19 protein-coding genes are annotated in these 18,165 nt (G+C 67.5%); 1 reads left to right on the top strand and 18 read right to left on the bottom strand.

Annotated features, from left to right (window positions below; genetic code table 11):
- Positions 1 to 34: 34 nt before the first annotated feature.
- From ACI3KT_RS12155 to ACI3KT_RS12145, 3 genes are read right to left on the bottom strand one after another with little or no spacing between them, the layout of a single operon-like run.
- Positions 35 to 760: a hypothetical protein gene (locus ACI3KT_RS12155; protein ID WP_404904503.1), complete on the bottom strand. Its 726-nt coding sequence runs from the start codon at positions 758 to 760 to the stop codon at positions 35 to 37.
- Positions 757 to 1,206: a DUF6114 domain-containing protein gene (locus ACI3KT_RS12150; RefSeq protein ID WP_404904502.1), complete on the bottom strand. Its 450-nt coding sequence runs from the start codon at positions 1,204 to 1,206 to the stop codon at positions 757 to 759. Before ACI3KT_RS12150 ends, ACI3KT_RS12155 begins: the two co-directional genes overlap by 4 nt.
- Entirely contained in the window at positions 1,197 to 1,814 is a 618-nt protein-coding gene (locus ACI3KT_RS12145; RefSeq protein ID WP_404904500.1) for a DUF6230 family protein, read from the bottom strand. Before ACI3KT_RS12145 ends, ACI3KT_RS12150 begins: the two co-directional genes overlap by 10 nt.
- Positions 1,815 to 1,915: 101 nt before the next feature.
- On the opposite strand from ACI3KT_RS12145, the gene ACI3KT_RS12140 reads away from it, so the two are divergent.
- Positions 1,916 to 2,515: a TetR/AcrR family transcriptional regulator gene (locus ACI3KT_RS12140; RefSeq protein WP_292908215.1), complete on the top strand. Its 600-nt coding sequence runs from the start codon at positions 1,916 to 1,918 to the stop codon at positions 2,513 to 2,515.
- Here ACI3KT_RS12140 and ACI3KT_RS12135 read toward each other — a convergent pair.
- The 15 genes from ACI3KT_RS12135 to ACI3KT_RS12065 form a co-directional block, all read right to left on the bottom strand.
- Positions 2,512 to 3,438 carry an RluA family pseudouridine synthase gene (locus ACI3KT_RS12135; RefSeq protein WP_292908213.1) on the bottom strand — a complete coding sequence of 309 codons (927 nt, stop codon included), beginning with the start codon at positions 3,436 to 3,438 and terminating at the stop codon, positions 2,512 to 2,514. The two genes, ACI3KT_RS12140 and ACI3KT_RS12135, sit on opposite strands and share 4 nt — an antisense overlap.
- Before the next feature lie 2 nt (positions 3,439 to 3,440).
- Entirely contained in the window at positions 3,441 to 4,076 is a 636-nt protein-coding gene (gene lspA, locus ACI3KT_RS12130; RefSeq protein WP_292908211.1) for a signal peptidase II, read from the bottom strand.
- Between the two features lie 9 nt (positions 4,077 to 4,085).
- Entirely contained in the window at positions 4,086 to 4,685 is a 600-nt protein-coding gene (locus ACI3KT_RS12125; RefSeq protein ID WP_292908209.1) for a DivIVA domain-containing protein, read from the bottom strand.
- Positions 4,686 to 4,840: 155 nt separating this feature from the next.
- Complete coding sequence (locus ACI3KT_RS12120; RefSeq protein WP_404904498.1) at positions 4,841 to 5,137, bottom strand: YggT family protein; 297 nt, start codon at positions 5,135 to 5,137, stop codon at positions 4,841 to 4,843.
- 4 nt (positions 5,138 to 5,141) lie between these two features.
- Positions 5,142 to 5,615 (bottom strand): cell division protein SepF, encoded by a 474-nt coding sequence (locus tag ACI3KT_RS12115; RefSeq protein WP_292908205.1) that lies wholly within the window; start codon positions 5,613 to 5,615, stop codon positions 5,142 to 5,144.
- A gap of 43 nt (positions 5,616 to 5,658) precedes the next feature.
- On the bottom strand, positions 5,659 to 6,345 hold the full coding sequence (locus ACI3KT_RS12110) for a YggS family pyridoxal phosphate-dependent enzyme (RefSeq protein WP_404904495.1): 687 nt from the start codon (positions 6,343 to 6,345) through the stop codon (positions 5,659 to 5,661).
- Entirely contained in the window at positions 6,342 to 7,481 is a 1,140-nt protein-coding gene (ftsZ, locus tag ACI3KT_RS12105) for a cell division protein FtsZ (RefSeq protein WP_404904494.1), read from the bottom strand. The genes ACI3KT_RS12110 and ftsZ overlap by 4 nt, the downstream gene beginning before the upstream one ends.
- Positions 7,482 to 7,663: 182 nt before the next feature.
- Positions 7,664 to 8,464 (bottom strand): FtsQ-type POTRA domain-containing protein, encoded by an 801-nt coding sequence (locus ACI3KT_RS12100; protein ID WP_404904492.1) that lies wholly within the window; start codon positions 8,462 to 8,464, stop codon positions 7,664 to 7,666.
- A gap of 102 nt (positions 8,465 to 8,566) precedes the next feature.
- Positions 8,567 to 9,967: a UDP-N-acetylmuramate--L-alanine ligase gene (murC, locus tag ACI3KT_RS12095; protein WP_292908198.1), complete on the bottom strand. Its 1,401-nt coding sequence runs from the start codon at positions 9,965 to 9,967 to the stop codon at positions 8,567 to 8,569.
- Positions 9,968 to 10,017: 50 nt separating this feature from the next.
- On the bottom strand, positions 10,018 to 11,106 hold the full coding sequence (locus ACI3KT_RS12090) for a UDP-N-acetylglucosamine--N-acetylmuramyl-(pentapeptide) pyrophosphoryl-undecaprenol N-acetylglucosamine transferase (protein WP_404904491.1): 1,089 nt from the start codon (positions 11,104 to 11,106) through the stop codon (positions 10,018 to 10,020).
- A complete protein-coding gene (ftsW, locus tag ACI3KT_RS12085; protein WP_404904489.1) occupies positions 11,103 to 12,308 on the bottom strand; it encodes a putative lipid II flippase FtsW in 1,206 nt (401 codons plus the stop codon). Before ftsW ends, ACI3KT_RS12090 begins: the two co-directional genes overlap by 4 nt.
- Positions 12,277 to 13,815 (bottom strand): UDP-N-acetylmuramoyl-L-alanine--D-glutamate ligase, encoded by a 1,539-nt coding sequence (gene murD, locus ACI3KT_RS12080; RefSeq protein ID WP_404904487.1) that lies wholly within the window; start codon positions 13,813 to 13,815, stop codon positions 12,277 to 12,279. The genes ftsW and murD overlap by 32 nt, the downstream gene beginning before the upstream one ends.
- Positions 13,805 to 14,917, bottom strand: a complete 1,113-nt coding sequence (gene mraY, locus ACI3KT_RS12075) for a phospho-N-acetylmuramoyl-pentapeptide-transferase (RefSeq protein WP_292908189.1) — start codon at positions 14,915 to 14,917, stop codon at positions 13,805 to 13,807. The genes murD and mraY overlap by 11 nt, the downstream gene beginning before the upstream one ends.
- The gene (gene murF / locus ACI3KT_RS12070; protein WP_404904485.1) at positions 14,914 to 16,326 is read right to left on the bottom strand and encodes a UDP-N-acetylmuramoyl-tripeptide--D-alanyl-D-alanine ligase; all 1,413 of its coding nucleotides are present in this window, start codon (positions 16,324 to 16,326) and stop codon (positions 14,914 to 14,916) included. The genes mraY and murF overlap by 4 nt, the downstream gene beginning before the upstream one ends.
- Positions 16,327 to 16,353: 27 nt before the next feature.
- Positions 16,354 to 18,132 carry a peptidoglycan D,D-transpeptidase FtsI family protein gene (locus tag ACI3KT_RS12065; protein WP_404904484.1) on the bottom strand — a complete coding sequence of 593 codons (1,779 nt, stop codon included), beginning with the start codon at positions 18,130 to 18,132 and terminating at the stop codon, positions 16,354 to 16,356.
- Positions 18,133 to 18,165: the final 33 nt, after the last annotated feature.

The following is an 18,165-nucleotide window of genomic DNA, read 5'->3' as shown; positions in this document are numbered from 1 at the left end:
CATCCAGTGTGGCCCTCACCACCGACATGGCGGACTACTCCGCCTCGACGATCCTCTGATCCGTATTCGAATAGGTGATGAGATCGGCGATGCTGCCCACAAGTCCCATGCTCACGTTCAACAGTCCCGGCTCGACGTCCGTCAGAGGCGGCGGCGTGTCGGTCCCGATCGTCAACGGCGCTCCACCCATCGACGAGGCGCTGATCGATCCGATGTAGACCGACACATCGCCCTGCAGCGACATCGTGTCGGCAGTCGTGACGAGCCCCGGCCCGTCCGGCGGGCGGACGGTGAGCGAGAATCCCTTGATAGTGATGGAGTCGGCACTGATCTTGAGCGCGCGGATGCTGCCGCCGTCGACCGTGGGCACGCTCACGATCGAGATGCCGCTGAGTCCCGTGAACGACAACGACTCAGACCCCATCGACGCCGGCGTTCCGGTGAACACCGGCGCTCCGGCGTCGACCGGCGCCTCGACAGGCTCTACGGGCGCCTGCGGCGCCTGAGGATCGGAAGGGACGACCGGCGTCGACGGATCGACCGGAGCGGTCGGGTCGATCGGGAGCACCGGCGTCGTGGGCGTCGTCGGCGTGCCAGGCGTCGTCGGCGTGGGAGTAGGCGTCGGCTGCGGGCAATAGATCAGCGGGATGCAGATTCCGGCGTCACGCATACCCGGCGCGGATGCCGCCCCCAATGTGAGCGGCGTCGCCACCATCACCGCGACAAGAGCAGCCGCGACGCCCATGCGTCGGCGGATCACGTCGACGTCGCCTGTTCTGCGTCTCCTCCGACATCGGATGCCATGGCCTTCGGCCCCATCCAGGCGACCACGAGGATACCGCCCACGGTCGACAACAGCATCCCGATGAGGAAGCCGCCGAGGTTGACGCCGATCAGCGAGTAGATCGATACCGCGAGGGCGATCACGCCGTAGAAGATGTGGTGCGCGGGCATGGAGATCGCGAGAACGCCGAGAAGCAGCAGCACGATCGGGATGATCGTCGCCTGCATACCCTCGATGCCCATCTGCACGTGCAGGTGTCCGATGTCGAGCTGCCCGGAGAAGAACATCTCCACTCCGCCGATCGCGATCAGCAGCCCGCCGATGAACGGCCGCTGTCGACGCCATGCCCGGAACCCTCCGGTCGTGGACGCGGATGAGGCCACGTCTTCCTCCGTCACAGCATCCGCTCCGTTCAGAAGCATCCCTGCGAGCCGTCCGTGAGCTCGAGAGTCATCCCCGTGAGTGTGAACACGGATGCTTGAGTGCTCCATGCCGTCTGCTGGAGGTTCGCGATCGAGATCGTGTCGGAATCCTGCGCGAAGTCGCCGGCGCTGCCCTTGGCGTCGGTGTTGACCGTCGACGCGTCGACGCCGATGCGGATCTGGCCGAATGAAGCATCGCCCTTCAACCCCGTCATGCCGATCTGCAGGTCGGTGGCCGTCGCCGGCTTGCCGCCCCCGCCCGCCTTGATCAGCACTCCGACCGTGCCGAGCGGCGTCTCAGTGATGACGGACTGGCACAGGTCGCTGAGAGTGGCGCTCTTGATGTTCGCGATCGCGACCGTGTGCTCGACACCCTCCGTGTCGGTCGCCACGCCCGCGTACTGCGAGAATCCGGTGCCCTCGAGCTGGCTGGCGCCGATCTGGAACTGACTTCCGGAGACCGCGAACGACACGGGCACCGCACCCTGAGCAACGCCTCCGAGCAGCGAGGCGGCGATGATGCCCACCGGTACCGCGACGAGCGTGATGCGCCCCGCGTGCGACGCGGTGGCCCTGGACAGGGTCTTCGAGACTTTCGGGAACTTCATCGATCCTCCTCTTTCGCGCGTACGACTCCGTACGCGCGATCCTCCTCGATCCTAAACGCAATTGACTCAGAGTCAACACCCGATCTGGTTAGGCTTCTCGCATGACGTCCGAGCCGCGTTCCCGTCTCAGTCCCGAGCAGCGGCGCGCCCAGCTCATCGCGATCGGTGTGGCGTTCCTCGCCGAGCATCCGCTCGATGAGCTCACGATCGACGAGCTGGCGAGGCGTGCCGGCGTGTCGAGAGCGTTGATCTTCCATTACTTCGAGAGCAGACAGGGCGTCGAGCGCGCGATCGTGACGACGGCTCGCGACAGCCTGCTGCTTGCGACCGAGCCGCGTGCCGAGCTCGCTCCTCGCGAGCGCGTGCACGACACCCTGCTGCGCATCGCCGGCTTCGTCCGCGAGCACGGCGGCACGTTCTCATCCCTGATCCGCGGAGTCGCCAGTGGTGCGCCCGAAGTGCGGGCGATCGTCGACGAATCCCGCGAGCTGAACGCTCAGCGGCTTCTCGAGGCGTTCACGGAACTCGGGAATGCGGATACGCCTGCCCTCCGCGTGGCCTTGCGCGCCTGGGTCGCGTTCACCGAAGACACTCTGCTCGAGCTGATCGTGGATCGGCGAGCCGACGACGAGGCCGTGGTGGAGTTCCTGGAGCAGACTCTCGACGGCGTGGTCGAGGCCGCAGCTCGAGCGCGCTTCTAGTATTCGCCTGCGCGCAGCACCTCGAGGGCGTGCACGAAGTCGGCCGGGTACGCCGACTCGAACTGCACCCGCTCCCCCGTTGCGGGATGAGTGAAGGCGAGCTGATGCGCGTGCAGCCACTGCCGGGTCAGGCCGAGCTTGGCCGAGAGAGTCGGGTCGGCGCCGTACAACGGGTCGCCGACACAGGGATGCCGCAACGCGGCCATATGCACCCGGATCTGGTGCGTCCGCCCCGTCTCGAGATGGATCTCGAGCAACGAGGCGCCGCGGAAGGCTTCGAGGGTCTCATAGTGGGTCACGGACGGCTTGCCGTCGGGGGTGACAGCGAACTTCCACGAGTGGTTCGGATGCCGCCCGATCGGCGCGTCGATCGTTCCGACCAGCGGATCGGGATGACCCTGGACGACGGCGTGATAGATCTTCTCGACCGTGCGTTCCTTGAACGCGCGCTTGAGCGCCGTGTACGCCGTCTCGGTCTTGGCCACGACCATGAGACCGCTCGTGCCGACATCCAGCCGATGCACGACGCCCTGGCGCTCCGGGGCGCCGCTCGTCGCGACACGGAAGCCCGCGGCCGCGAGAGCGCCCACGACGGTCGGCCCCTCCCATCCGAGCGAAGGGTGCGCCGCGACGCCCGTGGGCTTGTCGACCACGACGATGTCGTCGTCGTCGTACACGATGCCGAGCTCGGGCACCGCGATCGGCACGATCCGCGGCTCCTCCTTCGGCTGCCACTCGACATCCAGCCAGCCGCCCGCTCGGAGCTTGTCGGACTTGCCGAGGGTCGTTCCATCGAGACTCACGCCTCCCGCCGCAGCGACGTCGGCGGCGAAGGTGCGCGAGAAACCCAGCATCTTCGAGAGCGCCGCGTCGACACGTACGCCGTCAAGGCCGTCGGGGACGGGAAGCGACCGCGACTCCACCCTCAGCGTCCTTCGGCGGCAGCGTCGGCGTCGATCTCGGGAGACGGGCCGTCTTCATCCGTGTCGACAGCCTCAGCGGAAGCCGCAGCAGCCTCGGCCTCCTCATCGGTCTCGACGACGGCGTGATCCCGTTCGCGGGTGCCGTCGAATCGCAGACCGAACACCACGAGCAGTGCGACGGAGATCATGCCTGTCACGATGAAGATGTCGGCGACGTTGAAGATGGCCGGGAGCATCCACGGCATCGAGATCATGTCCACGACATGCCCGACTCCGAAGCCGGGCTCGCGGAACAGACGGTCGGTGAGATTGCCGAGCACACCTCCGAGCAGACAGCCGAGCACTACCGCCCACAGGCGGGACTGCAGTCCGCTGGCCTTCCAGATGATCACGACGGCGACGACGGTCAATGCGATCGTGAAGATCCACGTGACCTCGGAGCCCAGCGAGAACGCCGCTCCGGAATTACGGATGAAGTACAGCTGGAGGAACTCCCCGAGCACGGGGACCGGTTCTTCGACCGGCAGGTTCGCAACGGTGAGGTACTTCACAAACTGATCGGCGGCCAGCACGATCGCTGCGAGAATCGCAACGATCGTGCCGGCCGCCGACCGACGAAGGGGACGGCGTCCTGACAAGAGGGCGCCTTACAGACCGATCGCGGAGACCGGCGTGGAGTCCGTCGACGCGGACTTCTCGTCGAGGTCGCGGAGCTGTCCTTCGATGTAGCTGCGCAGCTGCGTGCGGTAGTCGCGCTCGAAGTTGCGCAGCTCTGTGATCCGTGCCTCGAGGGTGTTGCGCTCGCGCTCGTGGCGTGCGGTCTCTTCACGCTGCTTGGCCTCGGCCTCGGAGCGGATGCGGTTGACCTCGTTCTCGGCGTCGGCGATGAGCTGGTTGCGCTTCGCCTCGCCCTCGGCGACGTGCTCATCGTGAAGTCGCTGTGCGAGTTCGATGATGCCGGCGGTCGCCGTGGCGGAGCCGGAAGGAGCGGCTTCCGCAGCGGGGGCGGGGGCTGCCTCGACGACGGGAGCGGGAGTCGGCGCCTGCGCGACGGCCGGAGCGGCCGCAGCCTCGCCGGACTCGTATGCCGCGAGCTTCGCCTTCAGCTCAGCGTTCTCTTCGAGGGCCTTGCGCCACTCGATGACGATCTCGTCGAGGAAGTCGTCGACCTCGTCCGGGTCGAACCCGTCCTTGAAGCGGACGTGCTGGAACTGCTTGGTGACGACGTCATCCGGGGTAAGTGCCATGGTGGCTCCTTCGATGAGTTCGGTGCCAGTTCGATGAACGGCGTTTCGTTATGTGGCGCGAACCCGGGGCGCGCACCTGCCAGCCAAGCATAGCCCCCGCATCCGTCAGCCGCGATGTCGCGACACCCAGGCAGGAAGGACTCCTCGGCGATATGTCAGATGAAGATCCGCACGATGTTCATCAGGATCAGCACGACCAGGACGGTCAGCGAGAAGCCGAAGTCGAGCGATATCGTCCCGAGCCGCAAGGGCGGGATGATCCGCCGGAAGAACCGGATCGGCGGGTCGGTCATGGTGTAGACGACCTCGGCGGCCACGAGTCCCGCACCCTTCGGACGCCATCCACGATTGAGCATCGGGATGTAGTCGAGGATGAGTCGCGCGAAGAGGACCAGAAGATACAACAGCAGCGCCAGATGGACGATGCTCGCGATCAGTGAGACGAGCCCCACGGGGTTACTGCTGATCGAAGCCCGCAGAGTCTGCGTCTGCGTGCGCGATTCCCCCGTGACCGGACACCGCGATGTTCTCCGGCGAGAGCAGGAACACCTTCGAGGTGACGCGCTCGATACGGCCGTAGAGGCCGAGAGAGAGACCGCTGGCGAAGTCGATCAGACGGCGCGCGTCCGCGTCGCTCATCTGCGAGAGGTTGATGATGACCGGCACACCCTCGCGGAAGCTCTCGGCGATGAGCTGAGCATCGCGGTACTGCTTCGGGTGCACGGTGAGAATCTCGTTCACTGCCCCTCCTGCGGGCTGACGCACGGCGACCGGGCGGCGCAGCGGCGTGATCGGTGCCGGGGCCGGCTCCTCACGCTCACGCTCACGCTCGCGGTGCGAGCGGGCCGGGGCCTGCGTCTCTTCTTCGTAGACCTCTTCCTCGTCGGCGAGGCCGAGATACACCATGGTCTTCTTCAGCGGGTTACCCATTGTGTCCTCCGGTTCGAACGATTCGGGCGGGTCTTGTCACAGGTTAACCCCGGTCCGGCCGGGGTCCCGTGATTGCGGAACCGATCCGCAGGTGTGTCGCGCCCGCGAGGATGGCTTCGGTGAAGTCACCGGTCATCCCCGCCGAGATCCAGTCGGCCGCGGGGTCGAGGGAGCGGACGCCGTCGGCGACGGTGCGCAGACGGTCGAATGCCGCCGCGGGTTCCTCGTCGAGGGGTGCCACCGCCATCACTCCGCGCAGACGCAGGGACGGAAGGGAGAGCACGTGCTCTGCCAGTGCAGCCGCCGCATCAGGCGCGACGCCGCCGCGGCCGGGGTCGTCGGTGAGGTTGATCTGCACCAGGACATCGAGGATGCGGTCGTCTTCCGCCGCTCGATGCAGCGCATCGGCGAGACGGTCTCGATCGATCGAGTGCACGGCGTCGGCACTGCGACGGATGGCCGCAGCCTTGTTCGTCTGCGCCTGTCCGATGAAGTGCCAGCGCAGGTCGTCGAGGTCGCCGAGCTCAGCGGTCTTCGCGCTGAGCTCCTGCTGCCGGTTCTCCCCCACCTCGCGCACGCCGAGAGCATGCAGGTCGCGCACGAGAGAGGCGGGATGGAACTTCGTGACGACGATGCGGGTGATCTCGCCCGCATCGCGTCCGGCAAGGCGCGCGGCGTCGGCGATCTTCTCATCGATCGCCGACAGCCGCGCTCCCAGCTCCGAGGTCACTTCAGGAATTCAGGGATGTCGATGTCGTCGTCGACGATGGCCGGCTCGATGCTGGTCGTCGAGTAGCGCGGCGTGGTGTCGACCTCGACGACATCCGCCTTCTCGGTCGCGCTCTCGGCGAGGGCGACCTCGGGAAGGACCGCGGGCTCGGGGCGCGAGACGACCATCGGGTCGAGGCGCAGAGAGGGCCCGCCACCGTCGAAGCCCGCCGCGATCACCGTGACGCGCACCTCGTCGCCGAGAGTGTCGTCGATGACCGTTCCGAAGATGATGTTCGCCTCGGGGTGCGCAGCTTCCTTGACGAGGTCGGCCGCGTCGTGGATCTCGAAGATCCCGAGGTTCGACCCGCCCTGAATCGAGAGCAGCACACCGTGCGCGCCCTCGATCGACGCCTCGAGCAGCGGCGATTCGACTGCGAGCTCGGCGGCCTTGATCGCGCGGTCGGCGCCGCGTGCGGAGCCGATGCCCATGAGAGCGGATCCGGCCCCCTGCATGACCGACTTGACGTCGGCGAAGTCGAGGTTGATGAGCCCCGGGGTGGTGATGAGGTCGGTGATGCCCTGCACACCGGCGAGAAGCACCTGGTCGGCGGTGGCGAAGGCCTCGATCATCGAGATGCCCCGGTCGCTGATCTCGAGCAGACGGTCGTTCGGCACCACGATGAGGGTGTCGACCTCTTCCTTCAGCTTCGCGACACCGGCTTCGGCCTGGCTCTGGCGACGGCGCCCTTCGAAGGAGAACGGCTTGGTCACGACGCCGATGGTCAACGCACCGATCGACTTCGCGATCCGTGCGACCACAGGGGCGCCACCGGTTCCGGTGCCGCCGCCCTCTCCTGCGGTGACGAAGACCATGTCGGCGCCGGTCAGCGCCTGCTCGATCTCCTCCGCGTGGTCTTCGGCCGCGCGGCGCCCGACCTCCGGGTCTGCACCGGCGCCGAGACCGCGGGTGAGTTCACGACCGACGTCGAGCTTGACGTCGGCGTCGCTCATCAGCAGCGCCTGCGCATCCGTGTTGACGGCGATGAACTCGACTCCGCGGAGGCCGAGGTCGATCATGCGGTTCACGGCGTTGACGCCGCCACCGCCGACGCCGACGACCTTGATCACGGCGAGGTAGTTCTGGTTCTGGCTCATGGCCGGCCTCCGAATAGTCGAGCCTTCTACGTTTTCTGGCCGATATCGGAATGTGAACCTTAAACCTCAACTAGAGGTGTAAAGTGTTTCCCAGCATCGGTTTCTCTTGTTCGAAGGTAAGCGCCACGGTTGCGCGCGCCCGCAGCGACGCGGGCGTGTCGCGCCTTTGCCGACGAAACCGGTCAGCCGATGACCGCGACCTCGGGCGAGGTCACGTCGATGGTCGACGCCTCGGGGTTCAGCGCGATGGCTCTCGCGAGCGTGACGCCCTTCAGCGCGGACTCGTCCTCGCTCCCCCACACGACCGTGAGGCCCGAGCTCAGGGTGAGCGTCACGTCGTCTGCGGTGCTCGCACGAACGCCGGTGAGGGCCGCACGGACATCAGCGGGAAGCGAGCGCACGACCAGGCCGGCGCTCTCGAACGCGCGCGAGTCGGTTCCACCCGTGATCTCGAGCAGCGGCTGCCCGGCGGGCTGGTCGCTCGTGGTGGACAGCACGACCCCTGCAGCATCCACCAGCGTGTAGCCGGCGTCCGAGCGGATGACGCCGACGGGAGTGCGCTCGACGATCCGCACCGTGAGGTCGTGCGGGGGCTTCGCTTCGAGCGCGTACGTCTCGATCAGCGGAAAGGCGAGAAGCGCCGCCTTGACCTTGCTCGTATCGACGAGCGCCAACGGCGTGCCGAGCTGCGCATCGAGGGCCGACTCGACCGTCGCCGGGTCGAGCGTCGTCGCGCCGACGACCGTGATCTTCTGCACCGCGAACAGGGGGCTGTATGCGGCCGCCACGCTGCCGCCGATGAGCAGGATCAGCGCGCCGACGACGCTCAGCCAGAGGACGCGGCGCCGACGGGACCGCTGTGTGAATCGACGGATCTCGGAACGCAGCGCCCGGCGTCTGGCGCGGGCAGCACGCCAGACGTCGCGGGCGCTGGTCGGCTGTTCCGATTCGACGGCCTCGTCGACGGTGTCCGGCGCATCCACGGGCTCCTCGATCTCGCGGATTCGGGAGATCGACCGCGCCGGCTTCTCCTTCTCACGAGCGTTTTCCCGATCGACCGGGAGCGGAGCGGGCCGACGCACGGATCAGCCCTCGGCGGATCCGCGCAGCGACTCGAGCACCTGCGGGATGATCTGGTACACGTTGCCGCAGCCGAGGGTGATCACGAAGTCGCCCTCGCGCGCGACGCTCGCCGTGTAGTCGGCGGCCTGCTGCCAGTCGGCCACGTAGTGCACGTGGGCCTGATCGTCGAAGGCGCCGCTGACCAGTTCTCCTGTGACACCGGGAACCGGATCTTCGCGCGCGCCGTAGACGTCGAGCATCACCGTGTGGTCGGCATAGGTCTCGAGCACGTCCGCGAACTCCCGGAACATGTGCTGAGTGCGCGAGTAGGTGTGCGGCTGCTGGATGGCGATGATGCGCCCGGTGCCGGCGATCGAGCGCATGGCCTCGAGTGCGGCGCGCACCTCGGTCGGATGGTGCGAGTAGTCGTCGTAGACCGTGACGCCACGTTCTTCACCGTGCTTCTCGAGACGGCGGACCGTGCCGGCGAATCCCTCGATCGCTCGCGCGGACTCCTCCAAGCCGAAGCCCAGAGCGCGCAGCACGGTGATGGCGCCCGCGGCGTTGATCGCATTGTGCAGGCCCGGCACGGCGAGCTGCAGACGGACGCTCTCTCCCGCGTGAGTGATCGTGGCGGACACGCCTGCCTCAGCGCGCACCTCGGTGACCCGTACGTTCGCGTTCTCGGCGAGGCCGAACGTGATCACATTGGGGTGCGACAGCCCGGCGCCGACCCGCAGCGCACCGGGGTCATCGCTCGAGATGACGACGGCCTCCGTCGCGGCGTCCGCGAAGCGCACGAACGCGTCGTGGAACGCCTCGTCCGAGCCGTAGTGGTCGAGGTGGTCGGGGTCGACGTTCGTGATGAGCGCCACTGCGGTGTCGTACAGCAGGAACGTGCCGTCCGATTCGTCAGCCTCGATCACGAACAGCTCGCCGGTGCCGGTGGCGCTCGACGTGCCCAGCTGTTCGATGACGCCGCCGTTGACGAAGTTCGGGTCGACGCCGAGAGCCTGCAGGGCCGTCACGATCATGCCGGTCGACGTCGTCTTGCCGTGCGCGCCCGCGACGGACACCAGTCGTCGGGATCCGATCAGCCAGTGCAGCGCCTGTGAACGATGGATGACGTGCAGGCCGCGCTCCTTGGCGAGCACGAACTCCGGGTTCTCGGGCCAGATCGCACCGGTGTGCACGACGGTGTCGGCGTCACCGAGATGAGAGGCGTCGTGGCCCACGTGGACCGTGGCCCCCGCTGCCGCCAGTGCCTGCAGATTCGCGCTGTCGGCGCGGTCGGAACCCGACACGCGGATGCCGGCGTCGAGGAACATCCGGGCGAGGCCGCTCATCCCCGAGCCGCCGATGCCGATGAAGTGCGCGGAGGTGATGTTCTCGGGAATCGGAAGGGAGAGGTCGGGTCTGATCATGGCTTCTCCAGTTTACGTTTCATATCTGCGTGTCGACTCGCTGGGCTCGCTCAACGGCCGTGGTTCGCGGTGCCCAGTGCCCGGTCGACGAGCGCGATCACGTTGTCGGTGCCGCTGCGGGTTCCGACCTGCTCCGCCGATGCCGCCATCTTCGCCAGACGCTCGGCGTCTCCGAGCAGGGGGACGACGATTCGGCGCACGGCGTCGCCGTCGAAGGTCGCGTCGTCGAGAAGCTCGGCGGCGCCGGCTGCCACGGCGGACGCCGCGTTCAGGCGCTGCTCGCCGTTGCCCACCGAATACGGCACGTACAGGGCCGGGATGCCGAGCGCGCTGATCTCGCTGACCGTCGCCGCACCCGAACGGGACACGATCAGGTCGGCGAGCGCGAAGGCGAGGTCCATGCGATCGACGTAGCGGCGCAGGGCGTAGCCGGGCGCCTCGGGATCCGCGAGCTCGCTGCGCTCGCCCGTCACGTGAAGCAGCTGCCAACCCGCCGCGAGGATGTCGGCCCAGGAGCCGGCCAGCGCCTCGTTGAGCCGTTGCGCTCCCAGAGACCCGCCGAACACCAGGAGCACGGGGCGCGCGGCATCCAGTCCGAAGTACTCGGCTGCCTCGGCGCGGCGGGCCGATCGGTCGAGTTCGATGACTTCCCGGCGCAAGGGCATCCCGACGACCTCGCTGCCGCGCAGCGGGGTGCCGTCGAAGGCGACTCCGGTCGCGGCGGCGCGCCGTGCGCCGAGCACGTTCGCGAGTCCAGGCTTCGCATTGGCCTCGTGCACCACGAAGGGGATGCCCTCGCGGCGAGCCGCGACGTAGGCGGGAGCCGAGGCATAGCCGCCGAAGCCGACGACGACGTCGACGCCGTGCGCGCGGATGTGCTCGCGCACCTGTGCGATAGCCCGCCGGAAGCGGCTCGGGAACGCTACGGCCTGCGCGTTCGGACGGCGAGGGAACGGCACCTTGTCGACGATCAGCAGCTCGTAGCCGCGAGCAGGGACCAGACGAGACTCGAGGCCTTCGGCCGTGCCGAGAACGAGGACGGATGCTGCGGCGTCGCGCTCACGCAGCCCGTCGGCGACGGCGAGCAGAGGGTTGACATGGCCGGCGGTGCCTCCGCCGGCAAGAAGGTACGTGGTCACCTGGTGACTTTACCCCGCTCGACTGCGGGGATCGTGCGCGCGAAGGCCAGAAGAACCCCGCACGCGATGAGCACGGCGAGCAGCGCGGTACCGCCCTGTGACATGAACGGCAGGGGCACGCCCATGACGGGGAACAGACCGATGACGACGCCCACGTTGAAGATGGCCTGCCCGACGATCCAGACCGTGATGCCGCCGGCGGCCACACGGATGAACGGGTCGTTCGTCTTGCGGATGATGTGGAAGACGCCGATCGCGAAGGTCGCGAACAGCGCGAGCACGACCAGGCATCCGATGAGGCCCAGCTCCTCGCCGACGATGGCGAAGATGAAGTCGTTCCCCGCTGCGGGCAGCCAGCCGTACTTCTCCTGAGAGTTGCCCAGTCCGACCCCGAAGATCCCACCGGTCGCCATGCCCCACATTCCGTGGATCGACTGGTAGCAGTTCCTCTCGTAATCGCTCATGTCCGAGCAGACAGCGGTGATGCGGCGCATGCGGTCTTCGCTGGTCAGCGCGAGCGCGAGCACCGAGAGCACGCCGAGGATCACCGGGATGATGAACAGTCGCAGCTTGACGCCGGAGAAGAACAGGCAGCCCAGCATGATCAGGACGAGCACCATCGAGGTGCCGAGGTCCTTGCCCGCGAGCACCGTGCCGATGGCCAGCGCCGAGACGGGCACGACCGGGATGAACACCTGGTGCCAGGTGCCGAGCATCGTCTGCTTGCGCATCAGCACGTAGCCGATCCAGACCGCCAGGGCGAGCTTGAGGAACTCGGATGGCTGCAGCGTGAAGCCTGCGACCTTGATCCAGTTGCGGTTTCCGGCGTCTTCGATGCCGAGCGGCGTGAAGACGAGCATCTGCAGCGCCACGGCCCCGAACAGGGCCGGCCACGCCATCTTCTTCAAGAAGGCGATCGGAAGACGAGAGATCGCGAACATGAGCGGGATGCCGAGCAAGGCGAAGATGCCCTGCCGCAATGCGCCGTCCATCGGATTGGCGCCCTTGGACACGGCATCCGCACTCGTCGCGGACAGCACCATGACGAGACCGAAGATCGTCAGCAGCAGGGCCGTCGACGCGATCATCAGGAACTCGGTCGACACCGGCGTGAACCGCCGGCCGAGCGAGACGCGTGCGGCGAATCCTCGCGACTCGGCGCGAGGAGGATCAGTGCGCGGGGTTCGGGCCACCTGCGTCATCGGCGCTCCCCCGGTCGATCCATTCCCGTACCGCTTCGGCGAAGCGGCGGCCACGATCCGCGTAACCGGAGAACTGGTCGAAGGACGCTGCGGCCGGGGCCAGCAGAACCGTCCCCTCGTCGCCAGCGACCCCCGCCGCGATCTCCACGACACGGTTCATGACCTGACCAGTCTCGCCAGCATCCACCTCGAAGACCGGCACCACGGGCGCGTGTCGTCGGAATGCCGCGACGACGGCTTCGCGTTCGACGCCGATCACGATCGCCGCGCGGGCCGTGCTCCCGACATCGGCGACCAGGTCGGCGATGTCGACGCCCTTGAGATCTCCGCCGACGACCCAGACGGCGCCGGGGTACGCGCGCAGCGAAGACGCCGCCGCGTGGGGGTTCGTCGCCTTCGAGTCGTCGACCCAGGTGACGCCGGCATGCCGGGCCACGACCTGGATGCGGTGCGCGTCGAGCGTGAACTTCTGCAGGGCCGCGTGGATGGCCTCCGGCTCGACTCCGAGCGAACGCGCGAGAGCGCTGGCGGCGAGGATGTTCTGCACGATGTGCGGAGCCGACAGCCCTGCTTCCTCGAGATCACGGAGCGTGGTGAGCTCCAGCGCGCTCCGAGCACGGTCGTCGAGGAACGCTCGGTCGACGACCAGCCCTTCGACGACGCCGATATCGCTGGGGCCGGGGATTCCGAGGTCGAAGCCGATCGCCCTGGCGCCGTCGATCACATCGGCATCCTCGACCATGCGTCGCGTGGCCTCGTCGGCCTTGTTGTAGACGCAGGCGACCTTCGTGTTGCGGTAGACGAACGACTTCGCCTCGCGGTAGGCCTCCGCGCTTCCGTGCCAGACGAGGTGATCGTCGGCGAGGTTGAGGCACACCGAGGCGTACGGGATCAGCTCACCCTCGGGGAGAGACTGGCCGATGTACCAGAGCTGGTGGCTCGAGAGCTCCACCACCAGGACGTCGAAGCCTGCGGGGTCGCGCACCGCGTCGAGCACCGGAACGCCGATGTTGCCGCACGGCGCGGCGCGCAGCCCGCCCTCGACGAGCAGCGACGCGGTGAGCTGGGTCGTGGTCGTCTTGCCGTTCGTGCCGGTGATGAGCACCCACTCCGCGGGGGTGCCGTCTGGGCGCGTGACTTTGTCCCGCACGCGCCAGGCGAGCTCGACGTCGCCCCAGATCGCCGTGCCGCGCTCTTGCGCCCACCGGATCACGGGGTGCGCGGGCGAGAATCCCGGCGAGGCGATCACGACCTCGGGGTCGAAGTCGACGAGAGCCTGGGGCACGCTGGAGAGAGAGCCGAGCTCGAGTTCCGCACCGATCACGGGCAGCAACCGGGCGTACTCCTCCTCTGCCGACTCGGTGAGCACCAGGACGGCGGCACCCAGTTCGGCGAGAGTGTCGGCGACCGAGAATCCGGTCATCGACAGCCCGAGCACGGCCACGCGAAGGCCCGACCAGTCGGAGTTCCAGCTCGTGAGCGACGCGAGACGCGGCTCAGCTGACACGGGTGAGCCACTCGACGTAGAAGAGCCCGACCGCCGAGACCGCGAGGAGTCCGGCGATGATCCACAGGCGCACGACGATCGTGACCTCCGACCAGCCGCGCATCTCGAGGTGGTGATGGAAGGGGCTCATCAGGAACAGCCTCTTGCCGCGCGTGATCTTGAAGTACGCGCGCTGGAGGATCACGGAGCCCGAGGAGAGGACGAACACTCCCGCGATCACGAAGAGCAGCAGCTCGGTGCGGGTGAGGATCGCGAGCGCCGTGATGACCCCGCCGATCGACATCGAGCCGACGTCGCCCATGAAGACCTTCGCCTTGGGCGCGTTCCACCAGAGGAAGCCGATGAGGCTGGCCGCGAAAGCCGCAGCGATCACGGAGAGATCCAGCGGATCCCGCACTTCATAGCATCCGCCGATCGCCGCCTTCTCGATCGACTCCCCCACGCACGACTGCTGGAACTGACGGAACGCGATCAGGCCGTAGGACGTGACCACGAGGATGCCGGCGCCTGCGGCCAGGCCGTCGAGGCCGTCCGTGAGGTTCACGCTGTTCGACGTGGCGACGCCGATGACCGAGATCCAGACCAGGTAGAGGATCCAGCCGCCGATCACGCCGAAGACGAACAGGTTCAGCCACGGGATGTCGCGGAAGAGCGAGACGGCGCCGGATGCCGGGGTCTGCCCTGACCGGTTCGGGAAGTTCAGAGCCACGATTCCGAACGGGACCATCACGAGCAGCTGTCCGATGATCTTGCGCCAGCCGGAGAGGCCGAGACTGCGCTGGCTGCGCACCTTCATGTAGTCGTCGATGAAGCCGACCGCGCCGAATCCGATCATGACCCAGATCAGCAGCAGGGCGGAAAGCGAGGGCACACCGCCGCCGACGAACACGCCGGTGAAGTAGCCCACCAGCGTGCCGAGGATGAAGATCACCCCGCCCATCGTGGGGGTCCCCCGCTTGGCCTCGTGGCTCGGGTTCTCGATCGCCTCGGGGGTGCGGATGACCTGTCCCCAGCCCCACGTGCGGAACAGCCGCAGGAAGACGGGGGTCAGGAAGAGAGTGAAGGCGAGCGAGATGGCCGCCGCCATGATGAGGGACCTCACGAGAACAATTCTCCCAGACGATCGCCGAGATGCCGGAGGCCTACGGAGTTGGATGACTTCACGAGCACTCGATCCCCGTCGCGGAGCTCGGTGCGCAGGTATTCGAAGGCGCTGTCCTGATCGGGGAAGTGCACGGCCTCGCTGTCCCACGAGCCTTCGCCGATCGCAGAGATGTAGAGCCTGCGCGCCTCAGGGCCGACGACCACGATGCGCTGGATGTTCAGCCGCACCGCGAGCAGGCCGATGCGATCGTGCTCCTCTCCGGCGGTCTCGCCGAGCTCGCTCATGGCGCCGAGGATCGCGACCGTGCGCTCACCGGGGCCTGTGATCTGCGCGAGCGTGCGCAGGGCGGCGGCCATCGAATCGGGGCTCGCGTTGTACGCGTCGTTGATGATGCGCACGCGGTCGCTGCCCATCGGCTGCATGCGCCAGCGCTCGGCGATCTCGAGGGTCTCGAGACGGGCGATGGCGTCTGATGCTGCGACGCCGAGCACTCCGGCCGCCGCGATCGCGGCCATCGCGTTGTTGACGTGGTGAGCGCCGAGCACACGCAGGTGCAGCGGCATCCGCTCACCCGCCGCCTCGATCTCGCAGGTGGTGCCGGATGCCGTCACGACCAGATCGTGCGCGCGCACGTCGGCCGCAGCCGATTGCCCGAAGCCGACCACGCTCATGCCGCGCGATTCCGCGAGCTCGCGCATCGCCGCGACGCGGGGGTCGTCGATGTTGAGCACGGCCGTGCCGTCGGGACGCGCTGCAGCGACCAGCTCGGACTTCGCCTTCGCGGTCTCCTCGATGCCGCCGAAGCCGCCCGCGTGGGCCATGCCGACCATCAGCACGACGGCGACGTCGGGTTCGACGAGACCGGCCAGATGAGCGATGCTGCCCGGCGCCGCGGCGCCGAACTCGCTGACGAGGAACCGCGTTCCGTACGTGACGCGCAGCATCGTCACGGGAGCGCCGACCTCGTTGTTGTACGAGTTGATCGGCGAGACGGTCTCACCCTCGTCGGCGAGGATGCGGGCGAGGAAGTTCTTGGTCGTGGTCTTGCCGTTGGAGCCGGTGATCCCCACGATCTTGAGGTTCCCCGCCGCGCGCACGCGCGCGACGACTTCGCGAGCGAGCGCCGCGAGGGCTGCCACGACGTCGGCTACGACGATCTGCGAGACCTCTTCGTCGACCGGACGCTCGACGATCGCGAGTGCGGCGCCGGCGGCGACCGCATTCCCGACGAATCGGTGGCCGTCGGTCTCCGCCCCTGGCTTGGCGACGAAGATCGACCCCTCTGCCATCGTGCGGGAATCGGTGTCGACGACGCCGTCCACGACGGTGTCCGCCGTGTCGGGGTCGACGAGGCGCAGTTCACCGCCGATGATGGCGGCGATCTCAGCGAGCGACAGGGCGATCATGACATCTCCATGCGCGGCATATGCCGGCTATTCGAACTTGGGAAGCAGCGCGTCCATCGGGACGGTCGAGGGCATCACGCGGTAGGTCTTCATGACCTGCGTCATCGCCTTCTGGAAGGCGGATGCCGTCGCAGCCGATGATGTGATTCTAGTCGGCTGGTCGAGAGTGACGATCACGACGTACTGCGGATCGTCGACCGGCGCGAAGCCCACCATGCTCGTGTAATACACGCCGGCCTTGTATCCGCCGTTGCCGTCGGGGATCTGCGCGGTACCCGTCTTGCTCGTGACGCGGTAGCCAGGAACCTTGATGCGCTCTGCGTTTCCACCCTGCACCGCGACGTTCTCGAGCATGCGCGTCAACTCGGCCGCGGTCTCGGGCTTGATGATCTGCTTCTTCTCGGGATCTGCGGCCTTGTGCACGGTGCCGTCGGCGTCTGTGCACGACTCGATCAGTGACAGGCCGATCTTCTCCCCGCCGTTGGCGATGGCCTGATAGGCGCCGGCGACCTGCGGGGCGGTGACGGTGAAGTGCTGGCCGAATGTCGTCGTGTACAGAGACTGGTTGTCCCATTCGCTTGTCGGATGCAGCTCTCCGTTCGTCTCGCTCGGGAACCCGACGGTCTGCGTGCCGACGCCGAAACGCTGCAGGTAGTCGAAGCGGACGTCGGGGCTGACCATCGTGCCGAACTTCGACAGTGCGACGTTGGACGAGTCGATGAGCGCGCCGGCCAGCGTGTAGTTGTACGTCGGGTGCACGAAGGCGTCGTTGATCACAGCGCCGTTCGGGAAGTGCTCCTTCGACGAGGCCGACACCGTCGGGCTGGTCGGGGTGACTCCGGCGTTCTCCATGATGGCGGCGGCCGTCACGGGCTTGAACGTGGAACCGGGCTCGAACGCGTAGGTGAAGAGCTTGCTGTACCAGCTGCTGGGCGATGAGCCGTTGAGGTTGTTGGGGTCGACCGTGGGCCACTCGGCTGCGGCGCGGATCTTGCCGGTCTTGACCTCCACGACCGTGACGGTGCCGCCCTGAGCACCCTGGGCCTGGGCTTCCTCCGCGATCATCTGCTGCATGTACCAGTTGAGGTCGCTGTTGATGGTCAGCTGCACGGAGCCGCCGTTCACAGCATCCGTCCGCTGCTCGCTGCCCGGGATCACGACGTCGTTCGTGCCCTTGCGGTAGGTCTCCTCGCCGTTCGTCGGCGCGAGGCACTGCGTCTCCATCTGCTCGATGCCCGCCTGAGCCTCGCCCGAGCCGTTGAGGAATCCGATCACGTTGCCGGCCACGGCGCCGTTCGGGTACACCCGGGTCTCGCGAGGATCGAAGTGCAAGTATGCGAGCTTCAGCGCCTTGAGTTCCGTGAACTGCTTGGCGTTGAGCCCCTTGGCGAGCTGGTACCACTGCGTGTCCGGGTTCTCCGCGCGTGCAGCCTCCACGCCGCTGCGCAGCTCGTCCGCGTTCAAGCCCATGATCTCGGCGATCTTCGTGGAAGCCTCCGCCCAGGGGAGCTTGGGCGGGTTCTCCTCGTCGGTCTCGACGGCGTTCATCGCCTTCGGGTCCATGTTCCCGTCGTAGACGGTCACGCTCTCGGCGAGCACCGTGCCGTTCGCGTCGACGATCGAGCCGCGCTGCCCCGGGATCGTCGTCTTGTCGCCGAGATACTGCAGCGATTGCGCCACGTGCTCATCCGCGCTCACGACCTGGATGTCGACGAGGCGCACGATGAACGCGCCCAGGATCGAGAGGATCACGGCGAGGGCGACGACGGTGCGTCGCCGGGGACTCCGGGTTGCTCGTGTCGTCATGGGTTCTCTCCGTCGGTTCTCTCTTGTGCGCGT

Source organism: Microbacterium sp. ZW T6_19, assembly GCF_044987465.1.
GTDB lineage: Bacteria > Actinomycetota > Actinomycetes > Actinomycetales > Microbacteriaceae > Microbacterium > Microbacterium natoriense_A.
The sequence above is the reverse complement of the archived record's forward strand: the minus strand, read 5'-3'. Positions and strand labels throughout refer to the sequence as shown.